This is a genomic window from Paenibacillus sp. B2(2019), from assembly GCF_008370385.1.
Classification (GTDB): domain Bacteria; phylum Bacillota; class Bacilli; order Paenibacillales; family Paenibacillaceae; genus Paenibacillus_AQ.
The window spans coordinates 765,111-783,279 of record NZ_VTZR01000024.1 but is presented as its reverse complement, the minus strand read 5'-3'; the positions used below and the strand labels follow the sequence as shown (position 1 = coordinate 783,279).

Genomic DNA, 18,169 nt, shown 5'->3' with positions numbered 1-18,169 from the left:
CAATTTATTAGTTTTTTAGTGCCTTTAGCGGAATATCCTCTAATTTCACTTCATCGTATGAGGAGACTTGATCACCTTTTTTTACATACATTTTCAAGTAGGCGCCTTTACGAAGATTTTTTTGTGCATTAAATTCCAGTGGAATTGTAGTACCTTTGGCATTTGTAGCCTCTAGTGTATAAGAATAAGAGGTCATGACCGAACCATCGCTCAGTTTATATTCATGGGGTTCCCCATCCTCAGTGATTTGTAAGTAGTAATTTTCGGCATTGAAGCGATTGAAATCAATCTTGGCTATAGCAAAGACCCCTACAACTCCAATAACAAACAAAATACCCATAGTAATTAGAAATTTTTTCATCTCAATCATCCTTCTGTTCTATTATTTAGTGTGATAATACGATTGTAAGAAGCTACGGTTAAGAAATAATACAACCCGTAAATTACGGTATAAGCAATCATCCAGAGCAACACAGGTTTTGCTAAATCTATCATCAGTAGACTAGAGAATCCTTTTAAAGCCACTACACTATGCAATAACCCTACTACAAGCGGTACAACAAAGATAACGAATACCTGTGACGCAATTGATTTTCGCATTTCTTTTGCACTGACACCCATTTTATGCAGCATATTGTACTGTGATTTATCCTCTTCTGCCTCTGTTAAAACCTTAAAATAAATGATACTGCCTGTAGCAGCCAGAAATACTAGACCAAGGAAACTTCCGATAAACAGTAGAGAACCCACACCTTCCAAACTTGTTTGGTAATCTTGTGGACCACTTGAAAATAGCGCTTCTTCAGGTAATTGGTTTGCAATTTTTTTAGATAAATCCACAGAAGCATCATCTACCCCAAGAACACGATAGTGCAGCACTTCCCCATCATTTTGCAACACTTTATACTGATCCTCCGAGACTACCACGGTTATACCTGCTGTACCTACATTCAATACGCTTTGCGTTTTAAAGCTTTGGAATGTGAGAGGATGGCCGTTGCCTGTTGTTATAGTTTTCCCTGTATATATTGGTGAGAACCTTTTGTCATATCCGATATCTAAAATAACCGCGTAGCTGTCCTTTACATCTAATTTTTCTTTATGTTGTAGACTTGCTAATTGGTTGTATGTTTTTTCATCGATAACTGTATATTCTCTTTTATCAGAGCTATCGAATGTTGATGGCGAGTTTAACTCTTTCGTATGAAACGTAATGGATAGTGCTTCAATATTTTTATCGTATTTTGTATCTGATACTACAGCACTCACTTGCTTGTCCATTTCTGCATCTGTGGATTGATACATAAAGGTATTCGGATTAATCGTTTTCGCCGAGTCATTCGTATTGTAATAAAGGCCATAGACCGCTCCACCGGCAGTTACTGTCGTAGCACTCAACACGGCAATCACAGTTAATGTACGTGCGTTCCCACGAATACGATAGAGCAGCTGCGAAATAGTTATGACATGAAGGCCTTTCCAAAGCCACCTTTCATTTTTCTTAATCATTGCTAACACAAAGCCAGTCACACTGTGGAACAATAAAAATGTACCCAAAATAACCGTTGTTAAAATAATTAATACAGTCATGGGGAATCCAATTTTTTCCCATACCTTAGAAGTGAAAAGGTCCTGCATTGCAAGCCAATAGCCCATGACAATGAGTAACACTCCAAGAACAGCTACTATCATAGATGGTTTAGGCGCCACTTCTCCCTTTTTGGAAGCATGAAATAAATCAATCAGCTTAAATTGATAGATCAAGCGATAGCCTTGAAACGATGTTACTAAGAATATAACTAGAAATACGATAGCCGTGTTCATCGCTGCCGCCGTTGAAAATGTAAAGGGTGCTACAACGTCATAACCCATTAAATGAATTAAAATCGTCATAAATCCTTTTGAACATAGGAACCCAAGTACAATCCCTACTATTAAAGAAAATAATCCTAACAATAAATTTTCGAAAAAGAGCATAAAGCCTATTTGACGATTACGTACCCCTAGCAACGCATACAATGCGACTTCTTTTTTACGTTTTTTCATAAAAAATGAATTGGAATAAGCAATAAATATGAACACGAAAAAGATGAGAATGACTGCCGCCCCACTCATTAGTGAACCAAGTTTTTGGGATGAAGCCGTCTGTTCTGCTATCGTATCGCTATATTTTAAGGTCACAAATGTAAAGTAAATGATGATACTAAACACCATCGATGCAATGTATAAAAAATATTGCGAAAAGTTTCGGGCTATATTTTTTCTTGCTAGACTAAATAACGTCATCTACCTCACCCCCAATGGTCGCATGAACATCTAAGATCTCTTGGAAGAAGGCTTTGCGTGTCTGATCACGACGAAATATTTCTGTTGAAAATGAACCATCCTTGATGAAAATAATCCGGCGGCAGAAGCTTGCGGCAAAGGCATCATGAGTCACCATCATAATGGTCGAGTTGTTATTTTCATTTAAAGTGCTTAAGCTTTCCAATAAATCTGTTGCTGATTTAGAGTCAAGCGCACCTGTTGGTTCATCAGCCAAAATCAGTGCAGGCTCTGTCACGAGCGCTCTAGCCGCAGCGGTTCTTTGCTTTTGACCACCAGAGATTTGGTAAGGATATTTTGCCAGTAAATCTTCAATCCCAAATACTTTAGAAATCTGAGTCACGAGGTGATTGATTTTCTTCGCTGGAATTTTAGCAATCGCCAGAGGAAGCAATATGTTCTCCTTTACAGTCAAGGAATCGAGTAAATTGTAATCTTGGAAGATGAAGCCGAGATGTTCACGTCTGAAGTCTGACAAGGCTGCTTCCTTCATATCATGAATACTCTTGTTCTTCATATAAATCTTCCCTTCAGTTGGGGAATCAATAGTTGCTAACAAATTTAGCAAGGTTGATTTTCCAGCGCCCGAAGGTCCCATAATCCCTACAAACTCACCTTCATGAATGTCAAAAGACACGTTTTCTAAGGCTGTGTAAGCAGCACTTAACTTCCCGTATACTTTTTTTATGTTTTCTACTTTTAATAATGGTTCCATTCATTTCACCTCATAATTTGCTGATACTTATACTATAGGCTGTGAACCTTACAGCAAATTCATGCCAACCTTACAATAAGCTTAAATCCAAAAAAAAGAGGTACCCAGTAGCCATTTAAGACTACGGAGTACCCCTTTACGATTGAAAAGAATTCATTTTTTTCTCGTTGTATATAAATCAGAAGCTTCATCAAAATAAAAGCGGCGTTTTTGTTTGCCAAACACGACTAATATAACATGAATGAACAACACGATCGTTAAAATGATAGAGGTCAATGCTGCACCTAACGTTAAGAATATAGATGCCTTGTAAAATGGAGAATCCATTGATAGTTCCACGTTATTCAAAGTATTCGCAATGACTGTTATGAAGTACATCGCGTAAATGGCACCAAAGCGTTTAAATAACCGCTTGTTCGTTTCCACTCGACTTATTTTACTATCATAACGATAACGCATTATTTTCGTACCGATTGTCGATCCATTCCAAATCCATGGAATAATAAACAAGGTTACAGAAAGTGTAATTGTGCTCACAATAAATTCACTAACCATATTAACGTTGGTCATACTCAGCACAACTTTAACTACTATGTTGCTGATAAATATATCAATAATAACAGCCAGCAACACAGACATCCCTCTTACTTCATCAAGAGCCAATAATCTATCTGCTTTCTCATTAATTTTCTTTTTTGATGGGAATAACGCCAACACGGCTGGAGCAATAAAGAAGCCCAGTACCCCGCCGGTAGTATTCAACAATAAATCGTCCACATCAAAAATACGATAAGGGCAATTATAAATCCCGTAAATACCTGTTACCTGTGTTATCTCATAAAATAATGTTAATAAGAACGTGATTGCTAGCGCTTTTTTCCAGTGTTTCTTGTCTTGAAAAAAATATCGCAAATAAACACCAAAAGGTAATAATAGCAAGAAATTAAAAAAAGCTTGATAGAATGAGGGTTGGCTAAATAACAGTCTATAAGTTGCAGGCTGTGATAAAACGATACCACTATTCCCAAAGGTGTTCACTATAAATTGAAATGGCATAAGTGAATAATGTTGTGTACCCGGTTTTTGTAGCGAACAAGTATTGCGTATTTCTGGCAACGGCAACAAAACTAAAAATAACGCTGCTAGAAAATAAAAGATAAATGAAAACGAAATTAACGTGGTGGAAAATGGCAGATAATTATATTTTCTATATGTATAAACGAGCCATGGGATAAATAAGGCAAACGCTACAACAACAAAAAAGATCGCTGCCACAAAGATTGGTTGAGTATATGCTGACATTGTTTCTCCCTCCTTCTATAGGAACTTTGATATTCCGCCCCTATTACACACTAAATTTATTTAGTATTTATTTTTACCATAAAGCTGATTCTAATTCAACTGTAATTGGAACATTTTATCCTATTTAAGGATCCTGTAATGTTGGCATCAATTTAATGTAAGGTTCGCAACTTATACTGACTCCTAGAAATAAAATTATTTTCAAAGGAGAACTATTAATGAATCCCTCCTAAGAATTGTCAAAACCAATTAGAGGGATTCAAATGGTGTCATTTCTGTTGTTCCTTGGTTTCTCACTATGGATATGGGACACTTCTCAAAGTGGGAACAGCAATGTAGATTCAGTTACGGCCTTAGGATCTCTCCCAACCACTTTGTTTTACTTAACAACATTATTTCTAATATTAGAAAATAAAAAAATCGTGAAATTCCTGAAACCCATATCACGGGTGGGTCAAATGGCGTTTACAAATTATGTAGCACAAAGCATCATAGGGACGATAATCATTTCAATTATAGGTCTCGAAGTCGTTACACCAAAAGATATTCTCTACATCGCAGTTCTGATTTATTTTATTCAAATCATTTTTAGCACAATTTGGTTCAAATTCTTTTCCATGGGACCCTTAGAAAAGGTTTGGCGCTTGATGACATATGGAACGAAGCCTGCAATAAAACGATAAAAGCTTCGCTTTCCTCCTCTCAATTCAAGTCGAAATTTTCTCAACTCAAAAACCCCTTATAAAAAGGGGTTCCCAAGTTTAAGCGCTTTAACTTTTAGGCGACAGATCACAACATGAACTTTAAGAATCAGAGAATCAAGTCCAAAGCATCCTGCGAAATCCACACTTTATCTTTAATCATTACCGTCAGCATTTTTAGTTTCGTTGTTTTTCCATCCTGAATGGCGATGTTTTTATCTATAGGCAGCTTGAGAACTTGGCCTGCTTTTTTCACTACAACTACCGGATTAGTCTTATCGGTCTTATCTAGGGTAATCGTAGCTCCTTTGGCCTTGAATTTATCACTTGATACGTACAGTGTATCCTGAAGCTGCGCCAGATTGAGTCCGGTTACTTCTTGAATATACTTATTCACATCCGTATTCTGGATTACACCGCTGTTCACGAAATCGGTCGGTTTAAAATTGGCCGGATGGTAGGCGAACAATCCAACTTCCTCGGATGTGTGATCATCCGTAGAGAAGGTTACACCTATCTTATTCCCCAAGATTTTACCGATGACCGGCGAAAGATTATCTTTCATTCCCAATCTGACTTGATTCGCTTCTTCTTTGGTTAGATCACTAAGTCCATAATTATCCGCCAGGACCTTTTTGAAATTGTTCTCATTAATACTGCCTTCAATGTAATAACTGGTATGCTTCGCTTTCTTCATCACGGAGACTAGGTCTTTGGTGGAATCATAGTTCGTCATATTGAGCCCGCCGGTAGCATGATCCGAAACCGATAAGACTGCTGTATTTCCATCTTTTTCTGCAAAGTCAACAGCGGCTTTAAAGGCTTTATCAAACGCTAATGTCTCACTCATAATACCCACTGGATCATTATCATGACCATACCAGTCAATCTGGCTTGCTTCGACCATCAGAATAAAACCGTTCTCGTTCTGTGACAACTTCTCTATCGCTACTTTGGTCATTTCAGCAAGGCTCGGTTGCTTTTGCGGGTTCAGGTCAAAATCAGCATCCAGTGCTTCGGGGTTGAACAGACCCCAGATTTTATTCGTTTTGGAATTCATTAAACCAGCTTTATCCGTTACGTATTCATACCCGTTTGATTTCAGGATTTTGGTTAAATCTTCTCCGTCCTTGCGGTTAATATCATCTTTGCCGGGTACCAAATATCCGGAACCGCCCCCAAGTAGAACATCTACACCACTGTAGACCATCTGTTCTGCAATAGACTGCGCATTGTCACGCGTGTATGCATGACTTAAAAATGTAGCCGGCGTCGCATCTGTTAATTCACAAGTAAATACCGTTCCTGTACTTTTCCCTGCCATTCTCGCTGCATCCATAATGGTAGGCAGAGGTTTGTTCACGTCCTCTGGCTTAACTGCACCCACGAACGGCATCGTTATTCGGTCGGGAAGTATGGATACGGTCTCACTCTTAACCTTATGTCCTGTGGCATAAGCCGTAGCTCCCGCAGCGGAATCTGTGGTCAGTGAATCCGTAGAATAAGTTCTCACCAGCCCGCTGAAATACTTATCCATCGCAAGCGCCTGCCCTCCCTGATACCATCTGGCCAAGTTCACATCGGATAAGCTCATCCCATCCGTAATAAACAGGATCACGTTCTTGACCGATTTGTTGGTAGGAGCATCAGAGTTATTGGCGCCACTGGCGTAGGTCGTTCCGTTGCCTGCTGCAAGCAGACTACAAACCATAACGGTACTGCAAATTCTCCCGATAACCTTTTTGCGCATTTGAATCCTCCTCTAGCAGATTTTGTTAAGTACGTTACTAGTTTAAAGGAGGATTGTTTGCGGGACAGCACCTATTCTCTTGTTATATATTAAATTCTATGCATATTTTGTCTTGACCTGTGCTACTGATAATTGCAAAAAAAAGGGCGCCCTAGGGCACCCTTTGCATTATTATTGTCTTATTACGAGGATATCTCGAGGCGCTCTACCAGTGCTTTGAATTTGGGAAATTTCGGAGCTTGTAAGGATACGGCCTACCAATATAAACGAAGATGTGACATTGTTAAAGTTAAAATTATTCAAGTTCGCTACGTTTTGGCTGCCACGGAACACACGGAACGATCCCTGAAAGTTAATGCGTGAAAATAGAACAAGCGTTACTTGAGAGCTCTCCACAACATTTCTGAGTCGGAAACTCGAAAGAACGTTGTTAAACCGAAACGCTCCAAGATCACGAACCGCAACTCCTCCACGTCTGAATCGAATCCGGCGATTGGTAAAATTAGTACCCGACCATAGAGCAAGACGTACATCACTGTTGGCCAACTAAATCAACTCCTTCTCTGAGATTGATATATTCTATTACCAACTTCAAAGAACGGTACAAGACAAATATAGTTGTACAAATGTTTGTTTTTCAGATTTCCCTGCGGTGATATTATCCAAAATAGCAGTCGAAGTGATTTTCCAGTTATATTCGTCTAACTACTATATACTTTCTTTTACGTTAGGAGCGAATATGAAAAGAATAATTCAAGCATTCGGGTATTTAGGTAGTACAATTTTAGCTGCAGCATTACTGTCATGGATCTGCGTATTTTTGATTAATGGCTTGCCTGGTGTCTATGCATGGATGGCACTTAAATTTATCATCCCAATTCTAGGTTTCGTAGGAGTATTATTAAATATCTTTTTAATATTAGTTTCTATTATCAAGAAGAAAAGAATTTCCGATAAATGGATGCCTCTCGTTTTATGTACTGTATTAGCTTCACATTTCCTCTTGACCATGAATATTATACAGTTGGCATATCCTGTACGTATAATCAACGTCCACCCTTCAGTCACAGTTAAATGGCCATTTTCTGAGCAAACAGTTGTTGGCTGGGGTGGTGATTCCACCGACAATAATCTGCCTCATGCCACTTGGCCTTCGGAACGTTGGGCCTATGATTTAGTCATGGAACCCTATAATACAGGAAGTACTAATCTGGAAGATTACGGAATTTGGAAGCAAAAGGTCCTATCACCGGTATCTGGAACGGTTATTGCAGCTTTTGACGATGAATCTGATATTGTGCCAGGTACCGAAAACTTCATTTCCATGGAAGGAAATCACGTTTATCTCAGAATTGATGCGACGGGAACCTACTTATTACTTAACCACCTCAAACAAGATAGTGTTACCGTTGCAGTTGGAGATCACGTCAATACCGGTGAAGTGCTTGGACATGTAGGAAATAGTGGTTCCACATCAGAACCCCACCTGCATATTCATCATCAGCGCCAAGACCCAACCCAAACCCTTTTACCTATTCTTGCAGAAGGACTGCCATTATACTTTGAAGGTACAAATGCAGAGGCTATGCCGTTAAAAGGAACAGAAGTCACGCCAACTACATTATTGTCCATATACTAATAATATGGGATGCCGCTTACGCCCTTTTTTGTATTCGGCCTTCAAATCAGCTTTAGGATAGCTAAAGAAAGAAAACACAAAAAAGAGGAATAAGCCTTTTTCAGACTATTCCTCTTCTATTTAGCACTTGCTACTTATTCAAATTATCAGATAAGTACTTAACAATGCCGTCGTCAGAGTCTTGAGAATACTCCCACACCATGACACCAGCCAGTTTTTTATCTTTGATATATTTAACTTTTGCCTGCAAGGCCTCTTTATCTTCATACGAAATAAAAGTATCACCATCATATAAATAGGCCGTCTTCGCTGTTTCGTCAAAGTAACGTTTAAATCCATTTTGGTCCAGATATTTTTCTTTTATCGACTTGTAGCTTAAATCTACTTTGTCGATATTGATAGGTTTACCCAGAGAAAATGAGGCGTCCTTATTCGCATCACTTTTAACCTTTTCCCATCCGTAGGAATAAGCTGGAATACCTAGGATAAGCTTGCTCGGATCAACATCACGATCTAAATATAAACGAATAATACGATCCACGCTGGTTTTGCTTTTTTTATGCTTATCTATAAATAAATTCGAATTATACCCTGTCGTATCTGACCAAGCTCCAGTCAAGTCATAACTCATGACATTAATGAAATCCACATATTTTTCTACTTTTTTAACTTCAACGTTTTTGAAGAACCACTCTTCATTCCCTGCAGCAAAGGTTAAATAGTAATTTTTATTTTTACGCGGGAGTCTATCCAATTTTTCATCAAGTTCCTTCATTAAACTAGTAAAGTTCTTGGTATCCTCAGGTCGGGCTTTAGTCGTATTCCAGGAATCAAAAGCTGGATATTCCCAGTCTATATCGATCCCATCTAAATCTAACTCCTTAACCATTGCGATCATACTCTCAGTAAAGTTGTACCGGTTTCCATCCAATGAAGCATCGGAGAATCCGTCCGCTTTATAGCCGCCAACACCAAGTATGAAACTCGTTTTTTTATTATTTGCTTGCAGTTTCTTTATATTTTCTTTAATGATCTCATTTTTAGCAGGGTCCAGATCAAAATACACATTCGTTTTATCGATTTTGGCAAAGGCGAGAATAGCGATATCAATGTTTTTGTCATGGAGGTTAAGATCTTTAAAGTCTTTCCATAACGGTATGTACACGGAGGTTATTTTTTTGTCTGAAGCATTGAGATTGTAGTAGTAGAATCCCATGCCTATAGCTAATATAGCCAGGAAGACTTTTGTATATAGACTTATTTTCATCATATTAACTTCTTCCCCCAAATAAGACATGTGTAATGTATCTATTTAGATTTAAGACTTTAACCGTGAAATAGCTGATTAAGAATATAATAATGACATTAAAAGTAAGGTTGCCTATAGATTGGAGTAGAGTAGCTTGTATTTCTGCTCTTCTGGATACCAATATTTCAACCAACAAGTGAATTAAGTAGATACTAAAGCTAGCTTTGGAAACGGAACTAATTATTTTTTTGACTTTGTAATTTAACTTTTCGCTAATGGCGGTTTCTTTTTCTTTAAAATAGATAAACGTTCCAATAGCCATAAAAAATGTCGTGAGTGAATAGTTTCCATAGAACATTTCATCTAGCACACCACTGTACAAGGAAGAAAAATAGGTCGCTAATGGCGTTACAAAAAAGGATATAATGCCTAAATTAAAGAAAAGATTTTTGGCTTTCATCGATATCGTATAGTTAAAGAGATAATATCCCAGGATAAAGTATCCTAGATAACCCATAAACAAAGGGATATTGGTTATAGGAATATTGATATATTCGGAGGTCAATCTGAATACAAGATCGGAGATGAATTTATAAACCACACTTATCAGGAACCAGATCAGCAGATAATATTTTAAATCCTTTTCACTGCACACTTTTACCAACTTACTAATTAATGGAACTGTTATATAGATCGCAATAATCGCGTATAGAAACCATAAATGTATATAATTTTTATCAAAGATTAAACCGTACGAAAAATGAATGAAAAAATCATAAACGCCCATGCTGCTTTTTTGAATAAAATATTGGGTGTAAACGGCATAAATGAGTGACCAGCTAACTAAAGAAATGATTAAAGGAAGTACTTTTTTTATATAAAACTGCCGATATGATTTTACTTCCACTCTAAGGATCATTGCACCACTTATCATAAAAAACACTGGCACAGCAAATCTGGATATCGAATTAAAAAAGTTGCTAATCCACCAAGAGGTTGTATTGAAATCATTTGTCCTTGTAAGTAAGTCTGCAGTGTAGTGTAGAATGATGACGGCTATGATGGACATTATTCTTAATACATCTATAAATATGATTCGTTTATCTTTCAATATATGATTCATAAATACCTCCTGATGAGTAGTATGCTGATAGTTTCAGTTGGAGACTAGCTGATACTTGATACACCTTTTCTCTCAACGAATCCCCAGCCCTCGTCATTATCAAAGTATTTAAACGTGCCTACGATATTCATATAAAGCAGCAGATTTCGATAGGTTAGTAATTCAAATTGGCTAAACAAAAACATCCTAATATAATCTTTAACTGAATAATTGCTCCCATATTTATTGCATAAATAGAGAGAAATCCCGATTTGCAGTGCATTAATGACAATAACAGACAACAAGAGAATAACTGCCTTCAATAAATTTGTACCTTGAAAGAGCGATTGTATGAGATAAAAAACGCTTGTAAATGCTGTTAGTGTACCTAGAACAAAACCATCAATAGCAAAAAAGAGACTGACGCCAACGCTAAACTTTCGCGATAATTTAGACCAATAGATTAATATGCAATCTATAAAAGCTTTTTGCCAGCGTATTCTTTGTTTATAGAAGTTACTTAAGTTTTCTGGGCATTCCGTGTAGCATACGGCTTCTGGCGCGTAGACGAGCTTCTTATTCAAGTTATTTGCTTTAATGAACTCGTGAATTTTTAAGGTAATATCAATATCTTCGCCTACGGTACTTCTAAACCCATTAACATCCACCAATATACTCTTATAAAAAGCACCAAATGCGCCTGAAATAACGACAATTGAATTAAAAACCGATTGTGTTAGTTTTCTAACATAAAATCCATGGATGTAACTGATGACTTGGCTTTTTATAATACCTTTCCCAGTAAATTTATCTTGAATAACTCCGTTCCTTTTCTCAGCGCCCTGTACGATCTTCACCGTACCACCTAAAGCGATGATCTTATCATCTTGAAAATATTGACTTACATATTTAAGCGAGTTTATTTCCAGCATGCTATCCGCATCCAGCGTAATAACAATATCAGAACTCGCACAATCGATGCCGGCGTTGAGAGAATCTGCCTTTCCGCCATTGAATTTATCAATTACAAATATGTTTTCATATTTCTCCGAATAATAAATTCCTTTAATAGCGCCATATGTAAGCTTACCCTCTGCTTCTCTGTCACTTATCGATAAGTCCAAAAGCTCATTTAATTTTTGAAACGTCTGATCCTTCGAACCATCATTAATAATGATGACTTCATAATTACAATAATTTAGGCCCTCCATTGCATCTATGCAATTCTTAATAGTGAGCTCCTCGTTATAAGCAGGAACTAAAACGGAAATCGATTTTTCATCACAATCGTTGTTCAATTCCTTAACTTTACTGAAAAATAAAGGGATGACTGTGTAAAGAGTTTGAAACCCAATAAAAATGAAGGTTGACAAATAAAAAACGTATTGCATCTCCTCACTCCTTTTTATCTATCTAAAGCTTATAAATCTATGAATTAAACTGCTCTCCAGGCAATTAATCCCACAATAATTTCAATCACTTACATTGTTTGTTAGTAATTCCAACTAATAATAGTAAATAAAACCAAAAATAGCAACCTTTGAAAGCGTTGTTATTGTAATTTTCTGAATAATATATAGTTCCCCTCTTTATTTTACATACATTAGTTTTCATTTCACATCACGAAAAAAGAAGAAAAAAGAATAAAGAGAGAGATAAATTAAGAAAATGGTATATTAATCGTTTGATCATAATTTAAAATGAATCTTTCAAATTCCAAGAATTATATGGAAAGATAGGGGAATGTAGATCAGGTTCCGAGGAAGTCATTTCATACTAAAACAGCTTGTTTTTTTCTCATTTACTTCTAATTCTGGTAGACAAATACCATTTATTTGCATATAATCACTATGGTGTTATAACAATTGTTATCATTCAATGAATTTAGCCCTGTACACCTTTTTCTCTTACCTTTCATGTCGATATATGAGCTCTTTGTGAGTTTATATAAATACGTTCAACAAAGAAAGGAGTTGTAATTGAGACAAGACGTTCGGGTCTGAATGCATCATTCGTTCGCAGTGGATATTTTTAAAAAAGGAGGAATAAAATGTCATTTATTCGTATTTCTCATTCACCTTCGGTAAAGTTTCTAGCTTATGGGAGTATCATGTTGATTATTTCATTGGTTGTAATGTTATTCCCGGAAAGGTCCTTTTCTCACGGCTATATTGAAGGACCTGCTAGCCGGGCTGCACTCTGTAAATCCGGACAAAATACAGATTGTGGCCCGATTGTTTATGAGCCCCAAAGTCTAGAGGCTCCTAAGGGGTTCCCTGCTGCAGGGCCAGCAGACGGGAAGATTGCAAGTGCTAACGGAGCTTTTCCTAATCTTGATGAACAATCGGCTACACGCTGGTCTAAAGTCAACATATCTGCTGGACAAAATACATTCACTTGGAAACTGACTGCCGCTCATTCGACGGCAAGCTGGAAATACTACATTACAAAGCCCAACTGGAATCCTAACTCCGCTCTTACTCGGGATTCATTCGACCTTACTCCTTTCTGTTCGGTGAACTATGGAGGTGTTCAGCCACCCTTCACTTACTCAGACACTTGTAACGTTCCAGAACGTAGTGGATATCACGTCATCTTGGCTGTGTGGGAAGTCGCAGATACTCCGAACGCCTTCTATAATGTCATTGATGTCAACTTTAGCGGCAGCAACCCTGTAGATACCCAAGCGCCTTCCGCGCCAGCAGCTTTGACGTCAACTACAAAAACATCCAGCAGCGTTTCCTTAGCCTGGACCGCATCCACTGACAATACCGGTGTGACAGAGTACCAAGTATTTAACGGATCTTCTTTGGTCGCTGCCGTATCCGGCACAACATTAAATTACACCGTTTCGGGATTAACCGCGAATACTGCCTATACCTTTAGTGTCAAGGCAAGAGACGCTGCTGGCAATGTCTCAAATGGAAGCAATTCCGTCAGTGTTACTACCAATGCACCCGTCGGTAATGACACGCAAGCACCGACAGCCCCCGGCGGTTTACATGTTATGGGGACCCCAACATCATCCAGCATTCAGTTAATGTGGACTCCGTCAACGGATAATGTTAGTGTTACAGGCTACCGTATTTATAGAGGAACGACATTAATCACCACTGTACCTGGCTCCACAACGGATTATACAGTAACAGGTCTTAGTGCAGGCACAACATATACGTTCAGTGTATATGCCTTCGACGCCGCAGACAATCAATCAGTGTCCAGCACCATCAATGGAACAACCGCGACAGCGTCTACAACCCCAGCTTGGGCACCTAATACCTCTTACACAGTCGGTGCGTTGGTAACCTATAATGGTTCTGTGTATGAATGTCGTCAAGCCCATACATCGCTAACCAGTTGGGAGCCTGCCAATTCCCCGGCGCTATGGTTGTTGAAGTAATGATGTAATAAAAACATCGAATACCTAAATCTTAAAAAACCACGAGATACAGTGAAACTGTACTTCGTGGTTTTTTACTGTTTCGATCATATCGTTCAATTACCTTTTCACAAATTTTGGCACTCGTACACGGCCGACAATTTTCATGATAAACTAACGTTAAATATTAACTTACCTCATTACAACTGCTGGCTGGGCTTAGTAATATTTCCATATTGAAATCGGAGGGAATACATGAAAACATTTATACTCAAATGGAACCAATTGAGCCTGGTAAAACAAATACTTATGGGGATTATAGTGGGGATTATCTTGGCTTTATCGATTCCTAATGCAACAGGGATCACCATTTTCGGTTCCTTATTTGTATTCTCATTAAAGGCGGTTGCGCCCTTACTGGTCTTGCTCCTAGTAATGACTGCCATCTCTAAACATAAAAAAGGCCATCAAACGAATATGAAATCGATTCTTGCCCTCTATGGTTTAAGTACTTTTTTGGCGGGGCTGACAGCAGTTATTGCAAGTTTTATATTTCCGGTAAGTTTGTCACTTGTAAAGGGTGCTGAAGATCTGACTCCACCTGATGGGATTGTAGAAGTACTTAAGTCCTTACTGTTTAATGTTGTCGACAACCCGGTAAACGCCCTGATGAATGCCAACTATATCGGCATCCTGACTTGGGCTATCCTTCTTGGCGTTGCTTTAAGAAATGCCCATGACAGTACAAAAAACTTGCTTGCTAATTTTTCAGATGCTCTATCACAAATCGTCAAATGGGTAATCAATTTGGCACCGTTAGGAATCATGGGACTTGTTTTTGATACCATTACAACAAACGGGCTTTCTTCCTTGCTCGATTACGGAAAATTACTTCTCGTTCTTATTGGATGTATGCTATTTATAGCGTTTATTGTCAATCCTTTGATCGTATACCTGAATATTCGCAGAAATCCATATCCACTTGTTTTTAGCTGCCTGAAGGAAAGTGGGATTACCGCATTCTTTACTCGAAGTTCAGCTGCAAACATTCCTATCAACATGAGATTATGTGAAAAAATGGAACTGGATACAGATACGTATTCGGTATCCATTCCATTAGGTGCGACGATTAATATGGCGGGTGCAGCGGTTACGATTTCTGTCTTAACTCTCGCAGCTGTTCATACGCTTGGCATTGAAGTAGATTTTGGTACGGCGCTTATTCTTAGCATTCTATCCGCTGTATCTGCTGCAGGTGCCTCAGGTGTTACCGGCGGTTCGCTTTTACTCATTCCGCTGGCGTGCAGCATATTCGGCATTCCGAATGATATTGCGATTCAGGTCGTTGGTGTAGGTTTCATCATAGGTGTTTTGCAGGATTCTTTTGAAACAGCACTTAATTCATCCTCCGACGTACTTTTTACAGCAACAGCTGAATATGCTAAAAAACGTAAGGAAGGCAAGGAATATATGATTAAAGTCTAGAGCAAATGTTAAATAAGCAGGAGGCCTTAGGCCCCTGCTTATTTGTTTCCCCTAAAAACAGATAATTAAACAAAACGGCTATTTGCAAGGTAAATAGAAATCCATTATTAGTTCCTTTTCTCCTCTTTCAAGCGGAATAGTAAATCTCTCATATGAGTAATACTCCATACACAAGGCTGCGTGGGTGATACGATCTACCTCGGGATCACTGCATCCAAGCTGCCGGGCATGTGTCGTATAGGCCGCAATGCCTTTTAATGCAAAAATCATCGTATTCAATTGTACAATTCTTTAGAAATTTTAGTCTTTAGAGATGCAGTTCCAAATAATCAAAATCAGAAGTAGATACATTGCTTGCATCAGTCTGGATCCGGATGGTGTTAGTTCCTGCTTGCAAAGCAAGCGTGCCAGCATGGGTCAGATTTACCCAAGATGTGGCTGTATCCCATGACCCGGTTGTCGGGAGATTCGCACTGAATTGGAATCCCCCGTTAGCGTAAACATTTTTGGTTGCGTTCGTGGCTGTTCCGTTTGCATATCGGAAATCTACCTTGTAGTTGCCTGCACTCGGAACGGTTACGGTGAGATTGACATAGCTTCCTACAGCATCCATAACCCCTACAGCCTTCAATCCGGAGGCATAGTACTTGTTTACAATCAGCGCGCCTCCACCAACGGTTCAACGGTTCCGGTTTCCATCTCCACATGGATAGGCTTTAAAGTTACCTCAAGATAGTCAAGGTCTGCTGTGTAGATGTCATTGGAATCCTTTTGGATTTTAATTTTGTTGGTCCCCGCTTGCAGGTTTACCGTTCCGACGCCAGATACTTTCTTCCATGAGGAGGCAGACTGGTCCCATCCAGCATTTGTCTTGGGGAATGAGGCCTGGAACTTGTAAATTCCATTTACATAGACGCTTTGGGCGGCATCCGCCCCCGATCCGTTCGCATAGGCAATATCCAGTATATAGTCTCCGGCTACAGGCACATCTATTGTAACTTCCGCGAAACTCCCTACACTGTTCATAACGGCCACAGCTTTTCCAAAGGATGCATAATTCTTATTGGCGGCAATTGGCCCATTCAATTGACCATTTTCAAATTCATAGTGCTTCCCGGATGTCCCATTCAACACTTGAACTTTCCCAGAGCCTGTAACATTAGCAGCGGAAGTATTGGCGACCAAATTGCCTTTATAATATACGTTGTCAAATCTTACATAATATTTATCACTAAGATAGCCTCCAGTGGTTTTATCAAAGTATACATTCTTCAGGTTGAAATTTTTATTGGAGGATACATTCAGGTCAAAATACAGCAAGTTGTCCCTAGTCGAACCCGGCTCGGTATAGAGATTTTCGATCGTAAAATTATCGATATTGTCCTGAATTTTACCCCATATGCTTCCCAGTACATTTGTTTGCTTTATGGCATAGAAGTTAGTAATGCGAACAGTTCCAATCGAGCTGGTATCCTCGCCCGGCTTAGTTCCCTCAATTCCCTGAGCGAAGATGGCTGAAGTTTGAGCAATGCCGGCATGTTCGGGGAAATAAGCAATGTAATTATCGATCGTTACATTATCGGTTTTGCCCCACCAGCCAATGACAAGATTATTATCACCGGATACACTGAAGAAATTCTTAACATCTACCCCATTATTTCCACCAAGCGATAAACCGTCGGAGCATCTAGCATCGCTAATAACTTTAACATTGTCTATGGACACATTGTCCGTATTGCGTACAACCAGTTGATGGATCAGATTGTCGTTAAAATTTCGTACCAGGATGAAATCCCGCAACTCGACATTGTTGGATTTATAGAATACCATGTTGTTTTCAAACTCTGATTCATTCGGATTCACACCTGTATCATAGGCAACAACGATTCCTGGGCCCAGAATTTTTAGGTTGGAATTGTTAGCGGTATCAATTCTGGCATGCAGAACAGCTCCCGGCATGAGGAAAATCGTCTGATTGTCCTGCATCGTGAGTTCATTATTAGCGGGATAATGCGCCCCTGCTTGATAGACGGTTGCACCGGCAGGAGGCGTCGCTACAGGCGGATCCCCGAACAAGAAAAGCTCTTTATTCGGATCGTTGTCGATCTGAATAATAATTTTGCTTTTTTTATAATCGTTTAACGTGAACTGAAGCTGGTCGGCCGCCGGTTTAGTATACGTTATTCCGTATTGGGAAGGCATAATATTAGCTGATGTGAAATTGGACTTGTACTGTACCTTAACAGTCACCGTACCCGTGAATGCGAAGCTGGTAACTGCTTTGGGGGTAGCAGCCATTCCCGGTGCAGTCCATACGGGTGATGAAGTGTTTTCGACCCACACCTGAAAATCGCTGTTTGAAGCGAGACTTGCCGGAAACGGATAGACTGTACTAGTTCCTGCTGCTTCGGCATGCCGGACATAACCGACTGTAAACGCTACCAAAAAAGATAAAAAAAACATCCAATAAAACCTATTCTTAGCCCGAGTCATTTTTTCTCCTCCTCTAAACTTGTGTTGTA

At 38.9% G+C, this 18,169-nt stretch carries 15 protein-coding genes; 4 read left to right on the top strand and 11 right to left on the bottom strand.

Annotated elements, in window-relative coordinates; genetic code table 11:
- Positions 1–7: 7 nt before the first annotated feature.
- The 4 genes from PAENI_RS24810 to PAENI_RS24795 all read right to left on the bottom strand — a co-directional run bounded on the left by PAENI_RS24810 (position 8) and on the right by PAENI_RS24795 (position 4,342).
- Positions 8–361: a YxeA family protein gene (locus PAENI_RS24810; RefSeq protein ID WP_076285453.1), complete on the bottom strand. Its 354-nt coding sequence runs from the start codon at positions 359–361 to the stop codon at positions 8–10.
- A gap of 5 nt (positions 362–366) precedes the next feature.
- Positions 367–2,286, bottom strand: a complete 1,920-nt coding sequence (locus tag PAENI_RS24805) for an ABC transporter permease (protein ID WP_149647018.1) — start codon at positions 2,284–2,286, stop codon at positions 367–369.
- Entirely contained in the window at positions 2,273–3,040 is a 768-nt protein-coding gene (locus PAENI_RS24800; RefSeq protein ID WP_149647017.1) for an ABC transporter ATP-binding protein, read from the bottom strand. Before PAENI_RS24800 ends, PAENI_RS24805 begins: the two co-directional genes overlap by 14 nt.
- A gap of 153 nt (positions 3,041–3,193) precedes the next feature.
- Positions 3,194–4,342 carry a VanZ family protein gene (locus PAENI_RS24795; RefSeq protein WP_149647016.1) on the bottom strand — a complete coding sequence of 383 codons (1,149 nt, stop codon included), beginning with the start codon at positions 4,340–4,342 and terminating at the stop codon, positions 3,194–3,196.
- A 263-nt stretch (positions 4,343–4,605) separates the two neighbouring features.
- On the opposite strand from PAENI_RS24795, the gene PAENI_RS24790 reads away from it, so the two are divergent.
- Positions 4,606–5,025: a DUF418 domain-containing protein gene (locus tag PAENI_RS24790; protein ID WP_149647015.1), complete on the top strand. Its 420-nt coding sequence runs from the start codon at positions 4,606–4,608 to the stop codon at positions 5,023–5,025.
- 127 nt (positions 5,026–5,152) lie between these two features.
- Here PAENI_RS24790 and PAENI_RS24785 read toward each other — a convergent pair whose 3' ends face one another.
- Together PAENI_RS24785 and PAENI_RS24780 are read right to left on the bottom strand one after the other, a co-directional pair.
- Positions 5,153–6,793 (bottom strand): alkaline phosphatase, encoded by a 1,641-nt coding sequence (locus PAENI_RS24785; RefSeq protein ID WP_149647014.1) that lies wholly within the window; start codon positions 6,791–6,793, stop codon positions 5,153–5,155.
- Positions 6,794–6,964: 171 nt separating this feature from the next.
- Complete coding sequence (locus PAENI_RS24780; RefSeq protein ID WP_060622951.1) at positions 6,965–7,339, bottom strand: hypothetical protein; 375 nt, start codon at positions 7,337–7,339, stop codon at positions 6,965–6,967.
- 193 nt (positions 7,340–7,532) lie between these two features.
- Here PAENI_RS24780 and PAENI_RS24775 point away from each other — a divergent pair, with 193 nt between their 5' ends.
- Positions 7,533–8,432 (top strand): M23 family metallopeptidase, encoded by a 900-nt coding sequence (locus tag PAENI_RS24775; protein ID WP_262495716.1) that lies wholly within the window; start codon positions 7,533–7,535, stop codon positions 8,430–8,432.
- A gap of 130 nt (positions 8,433–8,562) precedes the next feature.
- On the opposite strand, the gene PAENI_RS24770 is transcribed toward PAENI_RS24775, so the two are convergent.
- Genes PAENI_RS24770 through PAENI_RS24760 form a run of 3 tightly spaced genes read right to left on the bottom strand, consistent with a single transcriptional unit; the run spans position 8,563 to position 12,174 of the window.
- A complete protein-coding gene (locus PAENI_RS24770; protein ID WP_149647087.1) occupies positions 8,563–9,699 on the bottom strand; it encodes a glycoside hydrolase family 18 protein in 1,137 nt (378 codons plus the stop codon).
- 4 nt (positions 9,700–9,703) lie between these two features.
- Positions 9,704–10,804, bottom strand: a complete 1,101-nt coding sequence (locus PAENI_RS24765; protein ID WP_149647013.1) for an acyltransferase — start codon at positions 10,802–10,804, stop codon at positions 9,704–9,706.
- A gap of 44 nt (positions 10,805–10,848) precedes the next feature.
- Complete coding sequence (locus PAENI_RS24760; protein ID WP_149647012.1) at positions 10,849–12,174, bottom strand: glycosyltransferase family 2 protein; 1,326 nt, start codon at positions 12,172–12,174, stop codon at positions 10,849–10,851.
- Between the two features lie 719 nt (positions 12,175–12,893).
- Here PAENI_RS24760 and PAENI_RS24755 point away from each other — a divergent pair.
- Together PAENI_RS24755 and sstT are read left to right on the top strand one after the other, a co-directional pair.
- On the top strand, positions 12,894–14,183 hold the full coding sequence (locus PAENI_RS24755) for a lytic polysaccharide monooxygenase (protein ID WP_410477491.1): 1,290 nt from the start codon (positions 12,894–12,896) through the stop codon (positions 14,181–14,183).
- A 234-nt stretch (positions 14,184–14,417) separates the two neighbouring features.
- Positions 14,418–15,647, top strand: a complete 1,230-nt coding sequence (gene sstT, locus PAENI_RS24750; protein WP_149647010.1) for a serine/threonine transporter SstT — start codon at positions 14,418–14,420, stop codon at positions 15,645–15,647.
- A 307-nt stretch (positions 15,648–15,954) separates the two neighbouring features.
- Here the strand turns inward: sstT and PAENI_RS24740 are convergent, their stop codons facing one another.
- Together PAENI_RS24740 and PAENI_RS24735 are read right to left on the bottom strand one after the other, a co-directional pair.
- Complete coding sequence (locus PAENI_RS24740) at positions 15,955–16,278, bottom strand: carbohydrate-binding protein (RefSeq protein ID WP_188114669.1); 324 nt, start codon at positions 16,276–16,278, stop codon at positions 15,955–15,957.
- Positions 16,279–16,304: 26 nt separating this feature from the next.
- Entirely contained in the window at positions 16,305–18,140 is a 1,836-nt protein-coding gene (locus PAENI_RS24735; RefSeq protein WP_149647007.1) for a carbohydrate-binding protein, read from the bottom strand.
- Positions 18,141–18,169: the final 29 nt, after the last annotated feature.

Bases quoted from the DNA above. Each gene is read 5' to 3' on its own strand.
- PAENI_RS24810 (WP_076285453.1), bottom strand. From the start codon at position 361: ATGAAAAAATTTCTAATTACTATGGGTATTTTGTTTGTTATTGGAGTT.
- PAENI_RS24805 (WP_149647018.1), bottom strand. From the start codon at position 2,286: ATGACGTTATTTAGTCTAGCAAGAAAAAATATAGCCCGAAACTTTTCG.
- PAENI_RS24800 (WP_149647017.1), bottom strand. From the start codon at position 3,040: ATGGAACCATTATTAAAAGTAGAAAACATAAAAAAAGTATACGGGAAG.
- PAENI_RS24795 (WP_149647016.1), bottom strand. From the start codon at position 4,342: ATGTCAGCATATACTCAACCAATCTTTGTGGCAGCGATCTTTTTTGTT.
- PAENI_RS24790 (WP_149647015.1), top strand. From the start codon at position 4,606: ATGGTGTCATTTCTGTTGTTCCTTGGTTTCTCACTATGGATATGGGAC.
- PAENI_RS24785 (WP_149647014.1), bottom strand. From the start codon at position 6,793: ATGCGCAAAAAGGTTATCGGGAGAATTTGCAGTACCGTTATGGTTTGT.
- PAENI_RS24775 (WP_262495716.1), top strand. From the start codon at position 7,533: ATGAAAAGAATAATTCAAGCATTCGGGTATTTAGGTAGTACAATTTTA.
- PAENI_RS24770 (WP_149647087.1), bottom strand. From the start codon at position 9,699: ATGAAAATAAGTCTATATACAAAAGTCTTCCTGGCTATATTAGCTATA.
- PAENI_RS24765 (WP_149647013.1), bottom strand. From the start codon at position 10,804: ATGAATCATATATTGAAAGATAAACGAATCATATTTATAGATGTATTA.
- PAENI_RS24760 (WP_149647012.1), bottom strand. From the start codon at position 12,174: ATGCAATACGTTTTTTATTTGTCAACCTTCATTTTTATTGGGTTTCAA.
- PAENI_RS24755 (WP_410477491.1), top strand. From the start codon at position 12,894: ATGTTGATTATTTCATTGGTTGTAATGTTATTCCCGGAAAGGTCCTTT.
- sstT (WP_149647010.1), top strand. From the start codon at position 14,418: ATGAAAACATTTATACTCAAATGGAACCAATTGAGCCTGGTAAAACAA.
- PAENI_RS24735 (WP_149647007.1), bottom strand. From the start codon at position 18,140: ATGACTCGGGCTAAGAATAGGTTTTATTGGATGTTTTTTTTATCTTTT.